The sequence below is a fragment of the Nocardioides rubriscoriae genome, assembly GCF_008087085.1.
GTDB lineage: Bacteria > Actinomycetota > Actinomycetes > Propionibacteriales > Nocardioidaceae > Nocardioides > Nocardioides rubriscoriae.
Map to the genome: position 1 here is coordinate 34,537 of NZ_VIYJ01000003.1, position 19,895 is coordinate 54,431.

At 72.9% G+C, this 19,895-nt stretch carries 18 protein-coding genes; 7 read left to right on the top strand and 11 right to left on the bottom strand.

All coding sequences use genetic code 11. From position 1 onward, the window contains the following. Positions 1-8 precede the first annotated feature (8 nt). Positions 9-806, bottom strand: a complete 798-nt coding sequence (locus FZC61_RS06740; protein WP_148613407.1) for an aldo/keto reductase — start codon at positions 804-806, stop codon at positions 9-11. 512 nt (positions 807-1,318) lie between these two features. On the opposite strand from FZC61_RS06740, the gene FZC61_RS06745 reads away from it, so the two are divergent. Continuing rightward, on the top strand, positions 1,319-1,945 hold the full coding sequence (locus tag FZC61_RS06745; RefSeq protein WP_148613408.1) for a hypothetical protein: 627 nt from the start codon (positions 1,319-1,321) through the stop codon (positions 1,943-1,945). A 182-nt stretch (positions 1,946-2,127) separates the two neighbouring features. On the opposite strand, the gene FZC61_RS06750 is transcribed toward FZC61_RS06745, so the two are convergent. Both FZC61_RS06750 and FZC61_RS06755 read right to left on the bottom strand, forming a co-directional pair. After that, complete coding sequence (locus FZC61_RS06750; RefSeq protein ID WP_148613409.1) at positions 2,128-2,829, bottom strand: dienelactone hydrolase family protein; 702 nt, start codon at positions 2,827-2,829, stop codon at positions 2,128-2,130. Positions 2,830-2,839: 10 nt separating this feature from the next. After that, positions 2,840-5,011 (bottom strand): MMPL family transporter, encoded by a 2,172-nt coding sequence (locus FZC61_RS06755; protein WP_148613410.1) that lies wholly within the window; start codon positions 5,009-5,011, stop codon positions 2,840-2,842. 132 nt (positions 5,012-5,143) lie between these two features. On the opposite strand from FZC61_RS06755, the gene FZC61_RS06760 reads away from it, so the two are divergent. Both FZC61_RS06760 and FZC61_RS06765 read left to right on the top strand, forming a co-directional pair. Further along, on the top strand, positions 5,144-6,286 hold the full coding sequence (locus FZC61_RS06760; RefSeq protein ID WP_148613411.1) for a sensor histidine kinase: 1,143 nt from the start codon (positions 5,144-5,146) through the stop codon (positions 6,284-6,286). After that, positions 6,283-6,939: a response regulator gene (locus FZC61_RS06765; protein ID WP_148613412.1), complete on the top strand. Its 657-nt coding sequence runs from the start codon at positions 6,283-6,285 to the stop codon at positions 6,937-6,939. Before FZC61_RS06760 ends, FZC61_RS06765 begins: the two co-directional genes overlap by 4 nt. 95 nt (positions 6,940-7,034) lie before the next feature. Here FZC61_RS06765 and FZC61_RS06770 read toward each other — a convergent pair whose 3' ends face one another. Together FZC61_RS06770 and FZC61_RS06775 are read right to left on the bottom strand one after the other, a co-directional pair. Next, positions 7,035-7,325, bottom strand: a complete 291-nt coding sequence (locus tag FZC61_RS06770) for a hypothetical protein (RefSeq protein ID WP_148613413.1) — start codon at positions 7,323-7,325, stop codon at positions 7,035-7,037. 198 nt (positions 7,326-7,523) lie between these two features. After that, positions 7,524-8,390 (bottom strand): patatin-like phospholipase family protein, encoded by an 867-nt coding sequence (locus tag FZC61_RS06775; RefSeq protein WP_170286010.1) that lies wholly within the window; start codon positions 8,388-8,390, stop codon positions 7,524-7,526. A gap of 255 nt (positions 8,391-8,645) precedes the next feature. On the opposite strand from FZC61_RS06775, the gene FZC61_RS06780 reads away from it, so the two are divergent. Further along, entirely contained in the window at positions 8,646-11,507 is a 2,862-nt protein-coding gene (locus FZC61_RS06780; protein ID WP_148613415.1) for a fibronectin type III domain-containing protein, read from the top strand. Here the strand turns inward: FZC61_RS06780 and FZC61_RS06785 are convergent. Continuing rightward, positions 11,486-12,907, bottom strand: coding sequence for an amidase family protein (locus FZC61_RS06785; protein ID WP_148613416.1), 1,422 nt, complete (start codon positions 12,905-12,907; stop codon positions 11,486-11,488). The genes FZC61_RS06780 and FZC61_RS06785 overlap by 22 nt on opposite strands. Before the next feature lie 59 nt (positions 12,908-12,966). On the opposite strand from FZC61_RS06785, the gene FZC61_RS06790 reads away from it, so the two are divergent. Next, positions 12,967-13,323 carry a YciI family protein gene (locus FZC61_RS06790; RefSeq protein ID WP_170286011.1) on the top strand — a complete coding sequence of 119 codons (357 nt, stop codon included), beginning with the start codon at positions 12,967-12,969 and terminating at the stop codon, positions 13,321-13,323. A 25-nt stretch (positions 13,324-13,348) separates the two neighbouring features. Here the strand turns inward: FZC61_RS06790 and FZC61_RS06795 are convergent, their stop codons facing one another. From FZC61_RS06795 to FZC61_RS06805, 3 genes are read right to left on the bottom strand one after another with little or no spacing between them, the layout of a single operon-like run. Further along, positions 13,349-14,380, bottom strand: a complete 1,032-nt coding sequence (locus FZC61_RS06795) for a phosphotransferase family protein (RefSeq protein ID WP_211357142.1) — start codon at positions 14,378-14,380, stop codon at positions 13,349-13,351. Further along, positions 14,377-15,471 (bottom strand): TIGR03857 family LLM class F420-dependent oxidoreductase, encoded by a 1,095-nt coding sequence (locus FZC61_RS06800; protein ID WP_148613418.1) that lies wholly within the window; start codon positions 15,469-15,471, stop codon positions 14,377-14,379. Before FZC61_RS06800 ends, FZC61_RS06795 begins: the two co-directional genes overlap by 4 nt. Further along, positions 15,461-16,648: a cytochrome P450 gene (locus tag FZC61_RS06805; RefSeq protein ID WP_211357143.1), complete on the bottom strand. Its 1,188-nt coding sequence runs from the start codon at positions 16,646-16,648 to the stop codon at positions 15,461-15,463. Before FZC61_RS06805 ends, FZC61_RS06800 begins: the two co-directional genes overlap by 11 nt. Positions 16,649-16,702: 54 nt before the next feature. Here FZC61_RS06805 and FZC61_RS06810 point away from each other — a divergent pair, with 54 nt between their 5' ends. Beyond that, entirely contained in the window at positions 16,703-17,737 is a 1,035-nt protein-coding gene (locus FZC61_RS06810; protein ID WP_148613419.1) for a zinc-binding dehydrogenase, read from the top strand. A gap of 23 nt (positions 17,738-17,760) precedes the next feature. Then, positions 17,761-18,918, top strand: coding sequence for a formate-dependent phosphoribosylglycinamide formyltransferase (purT, locus tag FZC61_RS06815; RefSeq protein WP_148613420.1), 1,158 nt, complete (start codon positions 17,761-17,763; stop codon positions 18,916-18,918). 73 nt (positions 18,919-18,991) lie between these two features. Here purT and FZC61_RS06820 read toward each other — a convergent pair whose 3' ends face one another. Continuing rightward, entirely contained in the window at positions 18,992-19,387 is a 396-nt protein-coding gene (locus FZC61_RS06820; RefSeq protein ID WP_148613421.1) for a hypothetical protein, read from the bottom strand. Continuing rightward, positions 19,384-19,866, bottom strand: a complete 483-nt coding sequence (locus FZC61_RS06825; RefSeq protein WP_211357144.1) for a nucleotidyltransferase domain-containing protein — start codon at positions 19,864-19,866, stop codon at positions 19,384-19,386. Before FZC61_RS06825 ends, FZC61_RS06820 begins: the two co-directional genes overlap by 4 nt. Between the last annotated feature and the right edge of the window lie 29 nt (positions 19,867-19,895).

Genomic DNA, 19,895 nt, shown 5'->3' on the forward strand with positions numbered 1-19,895 from the left:
GACCTGTCTCAGGCGCCACCGAGGGCGTCGAGCGCGGCCATGTCGTCGTCGGACAGGTCGAAGCCGTCGACGTCGGCGTTGGACCGGATCCGCTCGGCGTGGACCGACTTGGGGATGACGATCACCCCGTGCTGCAGGTGCCACCGGATGATGACCTGCGCCGGCGTCCGGCCGAGGCGCTCGGCGATCTCGACGATCACGGGGTGATCGAGCGTGCCGCCGCGCAGCGCGCTGTAGCCCTCGAGGACGACGCCGCGCTCCAGGTGTGCCGCCAGCACCTCGGCGTCGAACAGCAGCGGGCTCCACTCGATCTGGTTGACCGCCGGCCTGACCCCGGTCGCCTCGGTGATCTCGTCGATCAGCGCGGGGTCGAAGTTGCTGACGCCGATCTCCTTGGCCAGGCCCGCGTCGCGGGCCTCGACGAACGCCCGCCACATCTCGGTGTTGACCGACCCCTCGCCGGGCCAGTGGATCAACCACAGGTCGACGTGGTCGGTCTGCAGCAGCTCGAGGCTCTCGCGCAGCGTCGCCAGCTCCTGCCCGGCGCGCATCGGCGGGCACTTGGTCGTCACGAACACGTCCTCGCGCGCCACGCCGCTCTCGGCCAAGGCCCGCCCGACCTCGCCCTCGTTGCCGTAGACCGTCGCGGTGTCGAGGTGGCGGTAGCCGCTGTCGAGCGCGGCCGCGGTCGCCCGTACGGCGTCCTCGCCCTTGATCTGCCAGGTGCCGAACCCGAGCAGCGGGATCGTGGCGCCCTGGCTCAGCGCGGCGGTGTGGTGGGGCACCCGAGGTGCGGCATCACTCATGCCGCGATGCTAGCCAGGCACCACCGATGGCCAAGGCCGGCCTCGTGATCCCAGGCATCACCCTCAGCTGCGCCGACCTCACCCAGCCGTGGGCGGGTCCTGCTTCGCCGGCGGCTCCGCGAGCGGGGCGTCGGGCTTCTTGCCCGACGCCTTCAAGGGGTCGCCCCCGGTCTTGGCGGGGCCCGTCATGGGCACCGGCTTGGCGTCGCGGGAGGCAGCGGCCGCCGACCGGGCCGGAGTCGGGTTCGGGTTCGATGCAGCATCCGGGCTGGCCACGGGGGCTCCTTCGGGTCGTCGTCGCAGGGTTGCGACCGCTCTCAGGCTGTCACGGGCACCAAACGCCCGCGAGTGCCACCTCAGGACCTGGGCTTCGCCGCGGGCCGCCCGGCCATCGACATGACCGTGCCCGCAGCGCGGAACGGTCGGGCGGAGCGCTCCTGGCGTCATGGTCGGGCGCGATGTCTCGGATGAAGCACGTACGCGGACCGTCCTGAGCGCTTAGTCTTCGGGCCGTGAATCGACTCTCGGGTGCGGCCGTGTCTCTTTCGGTCCTGATGCTTCTCGGTGCCTGCGGCAGTGCGAATTCGAGCTCCACCGAGGCGAAGAGCGCGCCTCAGTCGCCCTCGCCCTCCTCCTTGGCCTCCGACCCTTCGGGCCGAGGGTGGGCGACGGTATTGGACACGAGCGGACTCACGTTCTCCCTTCCCCAGCAGGTCGAGCCACTTGCCACGACCAAGCCGGCCCCTGATGGGCAGCCTCTGGAGCTGCGCCTCTACCAGACCGAGGGGGATGAGGTCGCAGTCGCCGTCACGGTGGCAGACGGCACGGACTCCAGTGACTACGACGCCCCTGCTACCTACAAGCAGATGGCGCGGCAGCTGACACAGACCGGTGCGAAGAACGTCGACCTGAGCAACCTACGTCCCGTCTCAGCCGACTCCGGCGAGGGCACTGGGGCGACCCTGTCCTTCCAGGCGACCGATGGTTCGATGAACTACTGGAGAATGGCGACGCTCACTGAGGGGAGCGCGCTCGTCAACGTCCAGGCGCTGACCTTCGTGCCGAAGCTCGATGCGAGCACGCGAGCCCCTGTCAACGACGCGTTCGACAAGTTGGTCCAGTCACTCCGGTTCCCCTGATCGAAGCGGGACGCTGCCCTCGCTCATCGGTATGCGAGGGCGGATCCGCGTCGCCAGGCTCGCCTGACCGGCTCGGCGGTGCGCATCGCCCCCGGCGGTCGTCGGACGCAGAAGCCCTCCGCGACAGCGCGACGAACGCGCCGATGTCGCCGCGGAGGGCCTCGCCGATGGGCGACCAGGGGTCAGCGGACCTTGGCGCCCAGGAACTCCACAGTGCGCGACCAGGCCGTGGCGGCGTCGTCGGCGGAGTAGGTGCCCATCTTGTCGGTGTCGTTGTTGAAGGCGTGGGCGGCGTCGTAGTAGAAGAACTCGACCTCGGCGCCGGACTCCTCGCGGATCTGGGCCTCCTGCTTCTTGGCGTCCTCGACCGGGTAGAAGTCGTCGCGCTCGCCGTAGTGGCCCTGCACCGCGGCGGTCAGGCCGGTGTAGGTGTCGGGCACGGCCGGGCCGACGCCGTAGTAGGGGACGGCGGCGCTGACCTTGTCGCCCTGCTGCGCGGCGAGCATGAGGACGAAGCCTCCACCCATGCAGAAGCCGACCGCACCGACGGTCTTGGACGTCACGGCGTCGTGGCCCAGCAGGTAGTCGACCGCTCCGGCGAGGTCGCGGGCGGCGCCGTCGACGGGCAGTGCGGTCATCATCGCGCCGGCGTCGTCGGTGCCGTGGGCGACCTTGCCGCCGTACAGGTCGGGGGCGAGCGCCACGAAGCCCGCGGCGGCGAGGCGGTCGCAGACGTCGACGATGTGGTCGTCCAGGCCCCACCACTCCTGGATCACGATGACGCCGGCGCCGGAGCCGGACTCCGGGGTGGCGAGGTAGCCGTGGGCGTGGCCGCCGTTGCTGGGGAAGGTGACGTTCTGGCGGGCGTTCTCTTCGTGGGTCATGCCGCCGATCCTAGGACCCGGCTGGTGGCCCGACCTTCGAGGACGGCACCGCCACCGACTGCCCCACCGGCTCCTCCACCGGCTCGCCCGCCGGCTCGGCGTCCAGGTGCGGCAGGAGCCGGTCCAGCCAGCGCGGCAGCCACCAGTTCGCATCGCCCAGCAGCCTCATGGTGGCCGGGACGAGCATCAGGCGTACGACGGTCGCGTCGAGCAGGATCGCCGTGGCCAGGCCGACGCCCATCATCTTGACCACCGGGTCGCTGCCCAGGACGAAGCCCGAGAAGACCGCCACCATGATCAGCGCGGCCGCGGTGATGGTGCGCCCGGTGCCGGCGATCCCCGCGATCACGGCGCCGGTGTTGTCGCCGTGGCGGCGGTACTCCTCGCGCACCCGCGACAGCAGGAACACCTCGTAGTCCATCGACAGCCCGAAGAGGATCGCGAACAGGAACAGCGGGATGAACGACACGATCGGCACCGTCGACTCCACGCCGATCAGGCCGGCCCCCCAGCCCCACTGGAAGACCATCACCAACACGCCGTACGCCGCGCCGACGCTCAGCACGTTCATCACCACCGCCTTCAGCGGCACCAGCACCGACCGGAACAGCAGCGTCAGCAACAGGAACGACAGCAGCAGCACCGCCGCCACGAAGCGCGGCATCCGCTCCTGCACCCGGTCGCCGAGGTCGGCGAAGGTGGCGGTCTGGCCGCCGACGTGGGCGGTCGCCGCGGTGCCGTCGAGCACCGTCGGCAGCACCTGCGTGCGGAGTCTTGCGATGGTCTGCTGGGTGGCCTCGTCCTGGGGCGACGTGGTCGGCTGCGCCACCAGGGTCGCCACGCCTGCTTCGGGGTCGACGGTCGGCTCGGCGACCGAGGTGATGCCGGGGTCGGCGGCCACGGCCGTTGCGAGCGGGCCCACGACGGACCTGTCCCGGGAGATGTCGATCGCGACCACCAGCGGTCCGTTGGCCCCGGCGCCGAACCCGTCGGCAATCAGGTCGTAGGCCCGGCGCTCGGTCCTCGACGCGGGCTTGGTGCCGTCGTCGGGAAAGCCCAGGTCGAGCGCGAGCACGGGAGTGGCCAGGGCGACCATCAGGGTCGCCGCGCCCACGAGGTACGCCGTCGCGTGGCGGGTCACGTGGGCGCCCCACCGGTACCAGCTCGTGCTCGGCCGGTGCGCGCGGTCGTCGTCGCGTCGTCGGCGCCCGTTGATCCGGTGCCCGGCCAGGCCGAGGAGGGCCGGCAGCAGGGTGATCGAGGCGAGCACCATCACGAGCACCATCGCGGAGATGGCGACCCCGCCACCGGTCACGAACGGGATCCCGGCGACGAGCAACCCGAGGATCGCCACGACGACGGTGCCGCCGGCGAAGATCACCGCCTGTCCGGCGGTGGCCAGGGCTCGGCCGACCGACTCGGCGACCGGCATCCCCCGCGCGAGGTTCTCGCGGTGCCGGGTGACCAGGAAGAGCGCGTAGTCGATGCCGACGCCGACCCCGACCATGGCCGCGAGCTGCGGAGCCCACGCCGGGATGTCGATCAGGTAGGTCACCAGCTTCATCGAGGTGATGCCGACGACCAGGCCGAACAACGCCATCCCGATCGGCAGGCCCATCGCGACGAAGGAGCCGAAGGCGACCAGCAGCACGATCATCGCGACGACGAGCCCGGCGACCTCGCCGAGCCCGGTGGGGGCCTCCTCGAACGCGAAGAACAGGTCGCCACCGGCCTCCACCGAGTCCACCGTCAGCGACGAGTCGTCCCGCAGGTCGGCGACGGCGTCCTTGAGGTGGTCGAGGTCGGTGGCGTCGAGCCGGTCGACCGTGGGGTACTGCACGCGCACGAGCGCGATCGTGCCGTCCGGCGAGACCTCGCTGGTCGTGCCGAGCACGCGTGGGAGCGCCTCGAGGGCGGTCTCCACGGTCGCCACCTGCGCTGCGGCGTCCTCGGCCTCGACGACGACGTGGGCGGTGACGCCGCCCTCGTCGGCCCGGGCCTCGGCGAGCAGCTGCGCCGCCTGGTAGGAGTCGAGGCCGGGGGCCTCGAAGCTCTCCTCGAGGTCGCGCCCGAAGGCGACCGAGGAGGCGATGACGACGAGCGCGAGCGCGGCCCAGGTGCCGATGGCGAGCCAGGGCCGGGTGGCAGCAGACCGGCCGAGCCGGTGGAGGAGGTGCGACATGCCTCCACGGTGGCCCGGCGCGGACCGGCGTACATCGGGCCCTCGAGGGAGCGGTGACTCGGCCGAAAGGACGACACGCGGCTCCTCCTCGCGACCCGTACGACGAGGGCTCCCGCTCTCTAGGCTGGAGCGGTGCTCGCCGCCTCGATCCGCTCGGTCCTCGCCGAGCCCCGTGCCCCGGACCCGCCGCCGCGGGCGTGGTGGGACTGGACCCTGGTCGGCGCGCTGCTGGTCGCGGCCGCGGGCGAGGCGATCTTCCGCTCCGACGTGCCGGCGCGGCCCCTGGCCACCGTGGTCGCGGTCCTGGTGATCCCGGCCCTGCTGTGGCGGCGTACCCACCCGCTCCTGGCGACCGCGGTCGGCTTCGGCGGCGCGATGGTGCTGCACCTGCCGATGCTGCTCGGCGACACCGACGACGTGATGCTCTACGCCATGGTCAGCCTGCTGCTGCTGCCCTACGCCCTGTACCGCTGGGCGTCCGGCCCCGAGGCCCTGCTCGGTACGGCGATCGTCGCCGTCCCGGCCGTCGTGGGTCTCGCCACCAGCGAGACCGCCGGCGACGTGATCGGCGGCACCACCGTGCTGGTCGCGTCGTTCGCCCTCGGGGCCGCGATGCGCTACCGCGCGGTGGCGCGCCAGCGCGAGGTGCAGCAGGTCCGGGCGCTCGAGCGCGGTGAGCTCGCCCGCGAGCTGCACGACACCGTCGCGCACCACGTGTCGGCCATCGCGATCCAGGCCCAGGCGGGCCGCGCGGTGGCCGCCACCGACCCGGCCTCGGCGGTCGAGGCGCTGGCGGTGATCGAGGCGGAGGCGTCGCGGACCCTGTACGAGATGCGCACGATGGTCCGAGTGCTGCGCGACGGCGAGGCGGCCGACTACGCGCCGCAGCGAGGCGTCGGCGACCTGGACGAGCTGACCCGGATGAGCCACGTCGTGCAGGTGCACCGCGGCGGCGACCTCGCCGGTCTGCCGCAACCGGTGGAGACGGCGGTCTACCGGATCTGCCAGGAGTCGGTCACCAACGCGATCCGCCACGCGCTGCACCCCACGGCGATCAGCGTGGAGGTCACCGGCGACGTCGACGTCGTACGGTTGCGTGTGCACGACGACGGCCAGGCCGCCCGCCCCGCGACGAGCGTGGGCTACGGCGTGCTCGGGATGGCCGAACGCGCCAGGCTGCTCGGCGGTGCCTGCCAGGCCGGGCCGGACCCGCTCGGCGGCTGGACCGTCGAGGCGACCCTGCCGCGAGAGATGGCGCGCGAGGTGCGGCGGTGACCATCCGGGTGGTCGTCGCCGACGACCAGCCCCTGATCCGCACCGGGCTCACCATGATCCTCAACGCCCAGCCCGGCATCGAGGTCGTCGGCGAGGCGACCGACGGTCACGAGGCGGTCGCCGTGGCCCGCGAGCTGCGCCCCGACGTCTGCCTCTTCGACATCCGGATGCCCGGCCTCGACGGCGTCGAGGCCACCCGCATCCTCGCCGGCCCCGGCGTCGAGGACCCCCTGGCCGTCGTGGTCATCACGACCTTCGACCTCGACGAGTACGTCCACGGCGCCCTCAAGGCCGGCGCCCGCGGCTTCCTGCTCAAGGACGCGGGGCCCGAGCTGCTGGTCCAGGCGATCCACGCGGCCGCCAACGGCGACGCCCTCATCTCACCGACCATCACCCGCCGCCTGCTCACCACGCTGGCCGGCCTGGAGCGCGCCACCCCGCCTGCTCAGCCGATCGAGCCGCTCACCGAGCGCGAGGAGGAGGTGCTCCTCACCGTCGCCCGCGGCCGCACCAACGCCGAGATCGCCGACGAGCTGCACATCACCCTGAGCACGGTGAAGACCCACGTCGCCGCCCTGATGACCAAGCTTGGCGCCCGCAACCGCGTTGAGGTCGCGATGTGGGCGTACGAGACCGGGCGGGTCGGGGGGTAGGGCCGGTTAGGCGTCAATTGCGGCCACGCGCTTCGCCCGCGCCTGGTCCGGGGGCCGATGTAGTCGCGAGGTCCGTCAACCGCTGCCAGGGTGGGTCACGTCTCGACGGGTCTCAAGCCACTGTCGACGAACTTGCCGTCGGGCTCGCTGCACGGGTCCGGGTAGTACTCGGTCAGGATCCGTAGGTTGCCACGAATATTGATGCGCTCGACCATTCCTCGTTCCTTGAGTTCGCGCATCACTCGCGCGCGGACTAAGTGCGCCTCGTCGGCACCAAGGTCGAACTCGTGCATGAGCCACGGGTGGATGTCGGTCTTGAACTCGGGCCCACCCACAACGCCCTGTGTGCGCAGGTGGTCATAGACCGCGCGGGTGTAGTTGGTCATGAGAACCTCCCAGACCGAGTCTGGCAGTATCCGCTGCTAGAGACCACAGGCGAGAGCAACTAGAGGTTTGGCCAAGGACTGGTCCTATCTCACTCGCGGCGCATTGATGTGCCCCGGACTCGAAAATTCGACGTCACTGGGGGCAAGACTCAGGCGGGGCCGCACGTCCGCGACCATCAACCGACCGACGACTGCTGCTCAGGCCGCCGCAGCCGTCGCGACCAGCGCCGCGGTCGCAGCCTGCTCGCCGAGCCGGAACAACGTGCCGGTGTGGCTGAAGTCGAAGACGCGACCGCAGTCGAAGTCGTTGTCGAGGTGCAGGTGCCGCACCGTCACGCCGGCCGGGGCGGCGGGCGGCTCCTGGCGGCGTACGGTCGCGACGAGGGAGGCGATGAGGACGTCGAGCGGGTTGTGCATGACCCGCAGCGGCGCCGTCCGCGTCACGTCGAGGCCCCAGACGGTGTCGCCGGGCCGGGCGATCTCGAAGGCTCCGGCCCACGGCATGTTGGCCGAGACGCCGGCGTCGACGTGGAGTCTCGGACCGTCGGGGCCGGGGAGGTGGACGGGAGGGAACACCGCGGGCAGGGCCGCGGACGCCAGGATCGTGTCGGTCAGGTCGCCGACGTCGTGGTGGGCGGCGCGTCCGGTCGACAGGTCGGTCGTGGCGATCCGCAGCAGCGTCGGCAGCTCCTCGATGCGGCCGTCGCCGACCCACGTCGTGATGAGCGTGCGCAGCGCCGTGGGCTGGAACAGGTAGGGCCGGCGCAGGGCGACGTTGAGGGCGGCGACGTGTCGGCGGCCCATGAGGGTCCGCCCGCTCATGCCCCGCCACAGCCCCGCGAGCTCGTCGACCCGGTCCAGGGTGGGTGCGCGGGAGACGAATGCCGCGTTGAGCGAGCCGACCGAGGCCCCCACCAGCACGTCGGGCACGATCCCGGCGCCCATCAGGGCTCGCAGCATGCCGACCTGCGCACCGCCGCGAGACCCGCCTCCGGAGAGCACGAAGATGTGGCGTCCGGTGCTGCCCTGGGGTGTCGCGGGACGGCCTCGTCGTGGTCGGTTCATCGTGCTCACCTCCGGTTGGCTCTGGTCGGGTCGTGCAAGGAGAGGATCGGCAGTCCGCGGGTCCTCTGTAGGGCAGTGGCGCCGCCGACCGGCCATTCCTCACCCACCCGCCCGGGTCAGGCCCGCGCCCGGTCCGCCGACGGTGCCCTCCCGGACGGCAGAAATCAGGCACCGCCGACGCGACGAGATCGTGTTACGTTCGTCACATACACGCGCCTCTCGGGCCTAGCTGGTACGTGATGACGGGGGGCTGTCATGGACGTTCGGCATTGGCTCAGCAGGGCCGTCGCTCTCACGCTGCTGACGGCCTTGGTCAGCGTGACCCACCTGACCGCCACCGCCGCCGGTCCGATCCCCAGGGCCGCGGTGCCGAAGGTCGGGACCGTGGTGATGACCATCAGGACGCCGGCGGGGGTGCCCGGCAAGGTGCGGCTCACGTCAGCGGGCAAGACCAGGACGTTCACCAAGGCGGCCCGCGGCACGACGATCCGGGTGCGCATGCAGGTGCCGGTGGGCCGGTGGCGCGTGTCCCCGCAGCAGGTCAGCGCCGGCTCGGCCCTCTACGCCGGCTCGTCGACCAGGCAGGTCGTCCAGGTCCGTGCGGGCAGGACCAGCGCGCTCACCGTCAGCTACACCAAGAAGGCGTCGACCGGGACCCTCGTGCTCGTCATCGACGCCCCCGACGGCGTGCCCGGGACCGTGGGCCTGCAGTCGGGCAGCCAGTCCCGGGTCGCGACCAAGCCCCCCGCGGGCACGTCTGCCACCGTGCGGCTCTCGGTCCCGGCCGGGAGCTGGCGCGTGGCGCCCCGTGACGTGGTCGGCGAGTCAGCGCTCTACGCCGGCATCGCCGACAGAGCGGTGCTCTCGGTGGCCCCGGGGGGTACGGCGACGGCGACCGTCGCCTACAGCGCGGTGCCCTCGGTGCGTGACCTCCACGTGACGGCGATCGAGCCGACCCGGGTTCAGCTCGCCTGGACCGCACCGGCGGACGGCGCCGTCTACGTCGTACGCCGGGCACCCGGCACGGTCGCGCCGGCGTCGGCGACGGCCGGGAGCGCGGTCCCGGTCGACGGCCTCACCGCCACCGACACAGAGGTGATCGCGGGCCAGACGGTCACCTACTCCGTCTTCGCCCAGTCGCCCGGGTCGAGCAGCTGGGTCGGGCCGGTGTCGACGGTCGTGACCCCGCCTCCCGTCGTCGTCTCGGGCGAGACGGCAGCCGTGGTGACCGACCCGGCCACGGTGATGATCACCGACCCAGACCAGGTCGTGACCAGTGCGGCCGCGGGTCGGGTCACGGTCTCCGTGCCGGCGGGCCGCACTCCGGTGGTCGGCCAGAGCTGGGTGCTCCCGCCCGACACCGACCTGCCGACCGGCTACCTGGGCAAGGTCAGCAGCGTCGCGGCCGACGGTCGATCGGTCGCGCTCGTGCCGGCCGGGCTCGCGGACGCGTTCGACTACCTCGACATCGACGTGCCCAGCTTCGCGTCGCTGCCGGGCCGGCGGCTCGGGCCGGCCGGGCCCGGTGCGCGGGGACCTGACGCGGACCGCGGCGTCATCTCCTGCGACAGCGGTGTCGAGGGCACCCTCGCCATCGACCGCGACCTCGACCCGTACGGCGACCTGCACGCCACACTCACCACGACCGAGATCTTCGGCAAGAACATCCCGGTCGGGGCGTCGTTCGACGGCGAGTTCGGGGTGGTGGCCAACCTCGAGGCCAGCGCAACGATCGAGGGCAGCGCCGGCTGCGAGCTCGACCTCCCCAAGCTCGCCATCTGGTTCATGGCCGGTCCGGTGCCGATGGTCCTCACCGCCCAGCCGACCGGGTCGGTCGGGGTCAGCGGCACGGTGCACGAGAGCGTCGGGGTCACGGCGAGCCTCGGTGCGGAGTTCGACGGCTACTTCGGGCTCGGCGGCGACGACTACATCGACGGGCGCCTGGTCACCTCGATCGACCCGCACGCGGACGTGACGGTGGCCGGCGACCTGTCGCTCAACATCGGCGCCGTCATCGAGATCGGCATCGGCAGCGGCAACCCCAAGGCCGGTGCCCTGGTGGGGGCGCAGGCGACGTTCACGGCCCTGGACGCCCACGCCACCGCGGTCCTCGGGCAGAACTGCCTCGAGGTCAGCGCCCAGCGCAGCGTCAGCGTGGGGCTGGAGGCCAAGGCGTGGCTCGGCGACCACGAGGTCACCACGTCGTTGGACGTCCCGTTCCTCAACGGCAGCGCCGACTGGGGCAGCAGCCCCTGGACCTATCCCAGCACCTGCGCCCCGGCGGAGTACCGCATCGCCAGCGGCTCGGTGCAGGTCTCGTCGAGCTGGTCGGGCGGGTGCGACAACGACGGCTACTGCGACGACTCCGACCCCGAGACGTCGTACAGCTCCACCTCGTCGGAGACCAGCGCCGCGTCGTTGCGGGTGGCCGACGGCGGTGGTGACTGGGTGCCGCGCTTCGCCAGCGACCCCGACGTGCGCGACTTCCTGCAGGCGCCCATGGTCTTCGACTCCTGGAGCTACGACGCGCAGCAGGGCTACCACTGGAGCGGCTACGGCTGCAGCGAGACCTGGACCCAGCAGACCGTCGGGCCGGTGCAGTTCGGGGGAGCGTTCTGGCAGTCCGGGGTGGCGACCGCCCCGCTGGCCGACCAGGGACTTCAGGCGGACCTGCTCGACTACAGCTACGGCTGGAACGACCTGCCGGTGGGCGACTGGACCGACACGTGGTGGTGGTGGTCGCTCGGGGCGTGGGACACCGACTACGCCAACGAGTACCCCCGGGTGCCGTTGCGGGACTCCTACTCCGGGTCGGCGTCGTGCGGCTGGGAGCCGTGGCAGAGCGACGTCTACTACCTCAACCTCGAGAACCTGGCGGCCAACAGCTACTGGTGGTCGCCCGACCAGGCGAGGCTGGCCAGCTCCGACGCCACGACGACCGCGCTGGACGGGTGCACCCCCACCGCCTGCCGGTGGCAGGTCGAGGGCACCGACACCTACGAGTTCAGGTCGAGGATCGGCGAGTGTTCCTGCGGGGCCACCGGCGACGGCAGCACGACCATCTCCTGGTCGTTCGTGGTCGAGAGCAGGGAGCCTCAGCCCGCCGGCAGGTCCTGACCCGCGACCAGGTCGGGCGCGGGGAGCGGACCGAGCGAGCGGTCACGGGCGGCCTCGAGGCCGGCGGCGGCCTCGATCAGCGTGGGCTCGCTGCCCGCGGTGCCCCAGAACGCGACCGCGACGGGCAGCCCGTCCGCGAGCTGGACCGGCACCGTGAGCAGCGGGTAGCCCGCCATGGCGGCCGGCTGCGAGCACGACCCGGCATCGAGCAGCTCGTCGTCAGCGGTCTCGATCGGCGGGGCCGGGGCGTACGCCGGGGTCAGCAGCGCGTCGAGGTCGTGCGCGGCCAGTGCGCGGTCGATGCCGTCGGTGCGCGAGACCTGGCGGCAGCGGGCCAGGGCGGCGGCGTACTCGCTGCTGTTGACGCCGGGCACGGTCAGGGCCCGCTCGAGCAGCGACTGCCCGAAGCGCGACAGCTCGCGGTCGGCGTGGCGCAGGTTGAAGTCGATGACGTCGGCCACGGTGCGCGGGGTGTCACCGGTGCGGGTCGCGAGGTAGTCGAGCAGGCCGGCGGGGAACTCCGCGAGCATCACCGCGAGCTCGTCGTCCCAGCCGACCGTGGCCAGGGCGCCGAGGTCGACGTCGTCGACGACGACGGCGCCGGCCGCCGAGAGCAGGCGCAGCGCCTCCTCGCCCGCGGCGTCGGCGCCGGCGGAGTAGCCCCACCACGGGGCGCGCGGTACGCCGATCCGCTTGCCGGCCAGGCGGCCCTCGACCGCGTGCGCGGCGTAGTCGACGCCGGTCTCGGCCATGGCCGTGAGGAGGGCGGCGGCCTCGGCGACGGTCGCGGTCATCGGGCCGGGGGAGTCCATCGACGCCGCGATCGGCACGACGCCGCGCGTCGAGACGGTGCCGACGGTGGGCTTGAGCCCGACGCAGCCGTTGAACGCCGCCGGGCAGGTGATCGAGCCGTCGGTCTCGGTGCCGACGGCCAGGCGCACCAGGCCCGCACCGACCGCCGCGCCGCTGCCCGAGCTCGAGCCCCCGGCCGAGCGGTTCAGGGCGTAGGGGTTGCGGGTCAGGCCGCCGTAGCCGCTCCAGCCCGAGGTCGACTCGTCGTCGCGGAAGTTGGCCCACTCGCTGAGGTTGGCCTTGCCGACGACGACCAGCCCGGCCGCGCGCAGGCGGCGTACGAGCGGGGCGTCGGCGGCCGGCGGGTCGGCCGCCGCCAGCGCGAGCGACCCGGCGGTCGTGGCCAGCCCGGCGGTGTCGATGTTGTCCTTCACCAGCACCGGCCGGCCGTGCAGCGGGCCCCGCACCCCGGTGGCCGCCTCGCGGTCGCAGGCGTCGGCCTGGTCCAGCGCCGTGGGGTCGAGAGTGCACACGGAACGGATGTGGGGGTCGATCTCGGCGATACGGGCCAGGGTGTGCTCGACCTGCTCGCGGGACGTCTGCTTCACGCCGCGAACCTACGTGGTGTCGGATGGTGCCGACCGCACCCCCGTGGAAGGAACCCGCCATGCCCGCGTACGTCGTCCTGTTCCCCGCCGACGACGAGGTCGAGTGGCAGGCTGCCGACCAGGCCACGCAGCAGGTCACCTACGACACCGACGCGGAGTTCGCCCGCCTCCTGGCCGCCGCCGGCGGCCGGATCACCGGCGGTGCCGGCCTCGCCCCGAGCAGCGCGACCCGCACCCTGCGCCGCGGGTCGGGGCCGGACCCGGTGGTCACCGACGGCCCTCACGCCGCGGGGCCCGCGCAGCTGGCGGGCTTCTTCCTCGTCACCTGCGACGACCTCGACACCCTCGTCGAGGCGGCGCGGGTGCTCACCCGGGTGCACCCGGTGGTGGAGGTCCGTCCGGTCGACGAGGACTGACCGGAGTCGGGCGACCGACGAGCCGTCACCCACCCACGAGCTCGAGCGTCCCGAGGTCGCGGATCGCGGCGCACGACCGCTCGACCATCGTGGCGAACATTCGGTCCCCGCGCTCGGTGCGGCCGGTGTAGACGCAGCCGAGCACCGCGATGAGCGGGCCCTGCAGCATCGAGGTGCGGTAGTCGAGCCAGCACTCGTCGAGGTCGTAGCCGGTGACGCCGTGGCCCAGCAAGCCCTGGTGGTACGTCGCCACGACCGCCGCCTCGTGGGCGCGGCGCAGGCTCGGGTCGAGGCCGGTGCCGAGCAGGAAGCCGAGGTCACGCAGCGGGGGTGCGAGCGACGTGGTCTGCCAGTCGACGGCCACGCAGCCGGGCCCGCCGTCGGTGCGGAACATCAGGTTGTCGAGCCGGTAGTCGCCGTGCACCAGCGCGAATCGGGTGGCGCGCGCGAGCAGCCACGGGCCGGCCCGCACGGCGCTCGCGCGCAGGGTCTCCTGGTCCTCGGCCGACAGCCCACGACCGGCGTCGGAGAGGTAGAGCTCGACCGACGGGGCGTAGATCTCGGCGAGCAGGTCGGCGTCCTCCTGCTGGCTCAGGCTCAGGCCCTCGAGGTCGAGCAGCGACGCGTCGCACCACCGCGGGCCGTGCAGGCCCGCCAGGTTGCGGGCCGCGTCGTGGGCCTGCCCGGGCGTGCAGCCGGCGAGCTGGTCGCCCTGCTCGTGGTCGACGAGGTCCTCCAGCAGCAGCACGACCTGCGCGCTCGCCTCGTCGTACGCCGCGTGGTGGCAGGCCGGCACCCGGATGGCGACCGTCGGCGCGATCTCCTCGTAGAAGCGGACCTCGCCGCGGTAGGCGCCGCCGACCAGTGCGCGGGCGGCCGGGTCGGCGGAGCCCAGCTTGGCCAGCACGCTCGGGGGCACCCCGTCACCGGTCAGCGTGAGCCGGTGGCACTCGCCCATCTGCCCGGTGCCGACCCGGGTGGCGGTGACGGTGTCGACGCTCGCGCCGAGCGCCTCTGAGAGCCACGCCGCGTCGAGGTCGTCGACGCCCGCGATCACCGTCGGCCCCAGCCGGGGTTGGCGGGCAGTGCTGACGATGCTTCCAGCGCGGTGGGCCGGATCGCCCGGTAGGCCTCGAGGACCGGCGCCAGCTCGGTGGGCGTCGCGCCGTGCAGGATCACGCTGTCGGCGCCCGCGTCGAGCTGGTCGACCACCCGGCGCGCGCACTGCGCGGCCGAGCCCGTCGCGGCGGCCGCCAGCCAGGCGTCGGGCAGCACCTCGGCGAGGTGGAGCAGCTCGTCGGTCGTGCCGATGGCGTCGAAGGCGCCGGGGTAGCCCTGCACCAGCGGGTCGCCGCGGAAGCGCTCGTAGTCGGCCAGGTCCCAGCCGTTGGCCCTGACCAGGACCTCGCCGTAGCCGGTGAGGTAGGTCGCCAGCCGCCCGACGAGCTTGCGCAGCCGCTGCTCCTCGGGGATCGACTCCTCGACCGTGGCGAGCACCGCCCAGACGCGCACCGAGGCGGGGTCGCGGCCGGCCTCCTCGGCCGCGCGGCGTACGACGGCGACCGAGTGGGCGAGGGTCTCGTCGGTGAGGAAGGTGTGCAGCACGACGGCGTCGGCGACCCGGCCGGCGAGCTCGAGCGACCGGTCGCCGATGGCCATGAGCATCACCGGGACGTCCTCGTCGAAGGAGCTGTCCTGGCTGAGGTAGGGGTAGTGGCCGGCCGGGCCGTCGTGGCCGAACCCCTCGCCGTGCCAGAGCCGTCGGTAGATGCCGATCGCGTCCTCGAGCTGCGCCGAGGTGATCCGCGGCAGCCCCATCACGTCCCACAGCAGGTCGAACCCGCGGCCGAGGCCCAGGGCGTAGCGCCCGCCCGACATGCGGTGCAGCGTCGTGGCCATGGTCGCGGTGACCAGCGGGTGGCGTGTCGAGTGGTTGGTCGCGGCGGTGCCGACCCCGAGAGCACTGCTCGCAGCCACGGCGGCGCCCGCCAGCACGCCTGCGTCCTTGACGTTGAAGCGTTCGGAGAGGAACACGCTGCCGAGGCCGAGCCGCTCGCCGAGGCGCACCTCGTCGAGCAGGTCGCGCGGCGAGGCGGAGTGGCCCGCCAGGCCGTAGAACCCCAGCTCGGTCAGGGCTTCAGTGGACATGGACGTGCTCCCAGCCTCGGACGGTGGACGTGTGGGCGCGCACCGAGCGCTCGTGCTCGACCACCCACGTCGGGTGGTGGGCGAGCAGTGCGGTCAGGGCGACCCGGCTCTCCAGACGCGCCAGCGCGGCCCCGAGGCAGAAGTGGACGCCGTAGCCGAACGACACGTGGTGCTCGATCACCCGGCGTACGTCGAACCGGTCGGCGTCGGGGTAGGCGCGCTCGTCACGGCCCGCCGACGACGTGAGCAGCAGGACCTTGGAGCCGGCCGGGATCGTCACGCCGTGCAGGGTCATCGCCCGCTTGGTCCAGCGCCCCTGCACCGGGGAGGGCCCCTCGAAGCGCAGCAGCTCCTCGACGGCGCGGGGCACCAGGGACGGGTCGGCGGCGAGGAGGGCGCGCTGGTCGGGGTGCTGGTCGAGCAGCACCGCGGCCCAGCCGATCAGGCGGCCGACGGTCTCGGTGCCCGCGGTCGCCAGGAGCATCGCGAACTCGACGCACTCGCGCCGAGTCAGGTCGCTGCGCAGGAGGCCGGACAGCAGGTCGTCGGCCTGGTCGTCGGCCGGAAGGGCGGCCCGCCGCTCGAGCAGGTCGGTGAGGTAGGCGTCGAGCTCGCCCATCGCGGCCCCGGCGACGTCGTTGAACATGCCGACGTCGGGCAGCGCGTAGAACATCGTGTCGATGACCGTGCGGACCTGCTCGCCGTCGTCCTCGGGGACGCCGAGCAGCCGGGTCATCACCATCGACGGCAGGAGCGCGCCGAAGTCCTGCACGAGGTCGAAGGGCTCGCCGGGGGTCCAGGGCGCCAGCAGGTCGTCGCAGATCGCCGCGATCTCGCCCTCGAGCCGGGCGGTGCGTCGAACGGTGAAGGCGCGGGCGACCTGCGAGCGCAGCCGGGTGTGGGCCGGCGGGTCGGTCAGGATCATCATCCCCGACTGCAGCTCCTGCTCGGAGAGGAACTCCAGCACGTTGCCGTGCGCCGAGCTGAAGGTCGCGGTGTCGCGCAGGGCCATGGCCACGTCGTCGTAGCGCGACAGCGCCCAGAAGCCGAGCCGCTCGTGGTGGTAGACCGGCGCCTCGTCGCGCATCCGCCGCCACACGTCGTACGGCGCCACGTCGAGCGCGGCGTCCGTCGGGTCGTAGTCGATCGGGAGGCGGTCGATCGGGGGGCTGGACACCTGTCCAACGTATCTGGACACGTGTCCAGCTGACTAGGGTGCGAGACTCGCCGGGTGCGAGCCGTGGTCGTCGACGCCGTCCGAGCCCGACCCGAGGTGCGCGAGGTGCCCGACCCCGTCGCCCCGCCGGGCGGGGTGGTCGTCGAGGTGCGCGCGACAGGGCTGTGCCGCAGCGACTGGCACGCCTGGGCCGGCCACGACGACATCGCACTCCCCCACGTGCCCGGCCACGAGCTGGCCGGCGTCGTCGTCGAGACCGGCGCCGGGGTCGAGCGGTGGGGAGTCGGTGACCGCGTCACCGTGCCGTTCGTCTGCGGCTGCGGGCGCTGCGACTGGTGCCGCGCGGGCGACGCGCAGGTCTGCCCCGACCAGCAGCAGCCCGGCTTCACCCACTGGGGCTCGTACGCCGAGCGCGTCTCGCTCCACGCCGCCGACGTCAACCTCGTGGCCCTGCCCGAGCGGGTCGGGTTCGTCGCGGCGGCGAGCCTGGGGTGCCGGTTCGCGACGGCGTACCGCGCGCTGGTCGGACGGGCGCGGGTGCTCCAGGGGGAGTGGGTCGCGGTCGTCGGCGCCGGGGGTGTCGGGCTCAGCGCGGTGATGGTGGCGCGGGCCCTGGGCGCCCGGGTCGTCGCGGTCGACCGCACCGCCGAGGCGCTCGCGGTGGCCACGACGCTGGGCGCCGAGCACGTCGTCCTCGCCGACGGGGTGGATGTGCCTGCCGCCGTCACCGACCTCACCGGCGGCGCCCACGTCGCCGTCGACGCCGTCGGCAGCGAGCAGACCTGCGCCGACGCGATCCACAGCCTGCGCCGGCGCGGCCGACACGTGCAGGTCGGCCTGCTGCCGCCCGTCGCGGGCCACCCACGGGTGCCGATGGACCGCGTGATCGCGTGGGAGCTCGACCTGCTCGGCAGCCACGGCATGGCCGCGGCCGACTACCCCGCGATGCTCGCGCTCATCGAGATCGGGCGGCTGCGACCCGAGCTGCTCGTCGAGCGCACCGTCGGGCTCGAGGAGGCGGCGTCGCTGCTGCCCGACCTCGACCGGGCCACGGTGGCCGGGATGACGGTGGCCGAACCCACCCGCTGACGCCATCTGGTTGGCTTGTCCCCATGACGCGACTGCTCCTCCTCGGTTCCGGCGAGCTCGGCCGCGAGGTGGCCCTCGAGGCTGCCCGCCTCGGCATCGAGGTGGTCGCCGCCGACCGCTACGACGGCGCGCCCGCCATGCTCGTCACCCCGCACCGCCGCGTGCTCGACATGACCGACCCCGAGGCGCTGAGCGCGCTGGTCCACGAGGTGCAGCCCGACCTCGTGGTGCCCGAGGTCGAGGCCCTGGCCACCGAGGCGCTGCTGGCCCTCGAGGAGGCCGGCACCCACGTCGTACCGACCGCCCGGGCGACCCGTCTGACCATGGACCGCGAGGGCATCCGGCGCCTGGCCGCCGAGGAGCTGGGCCTGGCCACCTCGCCGTACCGCTTCGCCTCGAGCGAGGAAGAGTACGTCGCCGCGGTCGCCGAGATCGGCACGCCGTGCGTGGTCAAGCCCGTGATGAGCTCCAGCGGCAAGGGCCAGTCGACGGTGCGCCCCGGCGACGACCCGCTGACCGCCTGGGCCTACGCCCGCGACAACGCTCGGGTGCAGGGTCGGCCGGTCATCGTCGAGGGCTTCGTCGACTTCGTCTACGAGATCACCCTGCTCACCGTCAGCCACGCCGGCGGCATCACCGTGTGCCCGCCGGTCGGGCACGTGCAGGAGGCCGGCGACTACCGCGAGTCGTGGCAGCCGCACCCGATGAGCGCCGTCGCGCTCGAGCGCGGCGAGGAGATCGCCCGCACCGTCGTCGCCGCCCTCGGCGGTCACGGCCTCTTCGGCGTCGAGCTCTTCGTCACCGCCGACGACGAGGTGCTCTTCAGCGAGGTATCGCCCCGGCCCCACGACACCGGCATGGTCACGATGATCAGCCAGCCGACCAGCGAGTTCGCGCTGCACGTGCGCGCGATCCTCGGCCTGCCGGTGCGCCCCGACGACGTCGCCGTGACCACCCCGTCGGCCTCCGCGGTCGTGCTCGGCACCGAGTCCGGCACCCCGTCGTACGCCGGCCTCGACGCCGCGCTGGCGGTGCCGACCGCGCAGGTGCGGGTCTTCGGCAAGCCGACCTCGCACCCCGGACGCCGGCTCGCCGTCGCACTCGCCCAGGGCGACACCATCGACCAGGCGCGCGAGCGGGCGCGAGAGGCCGCGGCCGCCGTACGGGTCAGCATGCGCTGACCTCCGCTGACGGTGTGTGCCGACTTTGGTCAGTAGCTGTGCGAGCAAGGACACCCACCCGGTCAGGACCCGGTCAGGACCCGGCCAGGACGCGAGCAGCGAGCTCGACGAGCAACTCGGCGTCCGACACCGCCTTGCTCGCCTTGGTGTGGTCGACGAGCTTGCTCGAGTACTGCGCCGGAGTCTTGGTGGACAGAAGGGATCTCAGTGCCTTCGCTGCTCCGGCTGCCTCCGGTCGGTGACCGAGTGCGGTCCTGAGCTCGGTGACTGCCTGCCGATGGTCGTCGGTCTTGGCGGTGCGCCCGCTGAGTACTGTGCAGATCGCGTCCTTGGCGCTGATGCCGGCGTGCACCGCGTTGGAGGCAGCCGCGTTGTCAGCGCCGTTGAGGGCGGACTCGGCGACGAGGAGGAACTGACGCGCCTTGTCCAGGTAGTCGCGGGCGGTCGCGCGGTGCTCTGCAGTGCTCATCGTGACGCGGCGGCGGTCCGAGTGAAGGACGGCTTGTCACCATGGAGCACGATGCCGTCACGCATGATGTCGACGACGACGCGCTCTCCCATTGCGTGCATCGTGGCGAGTTGGGCGGGGGTGAACACGAGCACGTCGCAGTCGTTGCCGAACCGTGAGCTCACCAGGTCCGACAGCGTGGTGGCGAGCTCGTTGTCGGTGTCGGGGTCGCTTGCGACGACGGCCAGGTCGACGTCGCTCGTCGGGCCACTCTCGCCGCGCGCCGTGGACCCGAAGAGCAGCACGGAGTCGACCCGATCGGCCGGCAGGTCCTGCGACCAGGTCGCGACCGTTCGGCGGAGCGCGTCGAGCGGGTCGGCGAGGCGCCGGAGCAGGTCGATCGCGTAGTGGTCGTCCGCGACCCGGTGGATGACTGATGCCCCTACCCGTTGGGACTCGAGCACGCCTGCTGCCGACAGCCGGTGCAGGGCCTCCTGCACGGGTCTCAGACTGTGTCGGTCGGCGACCA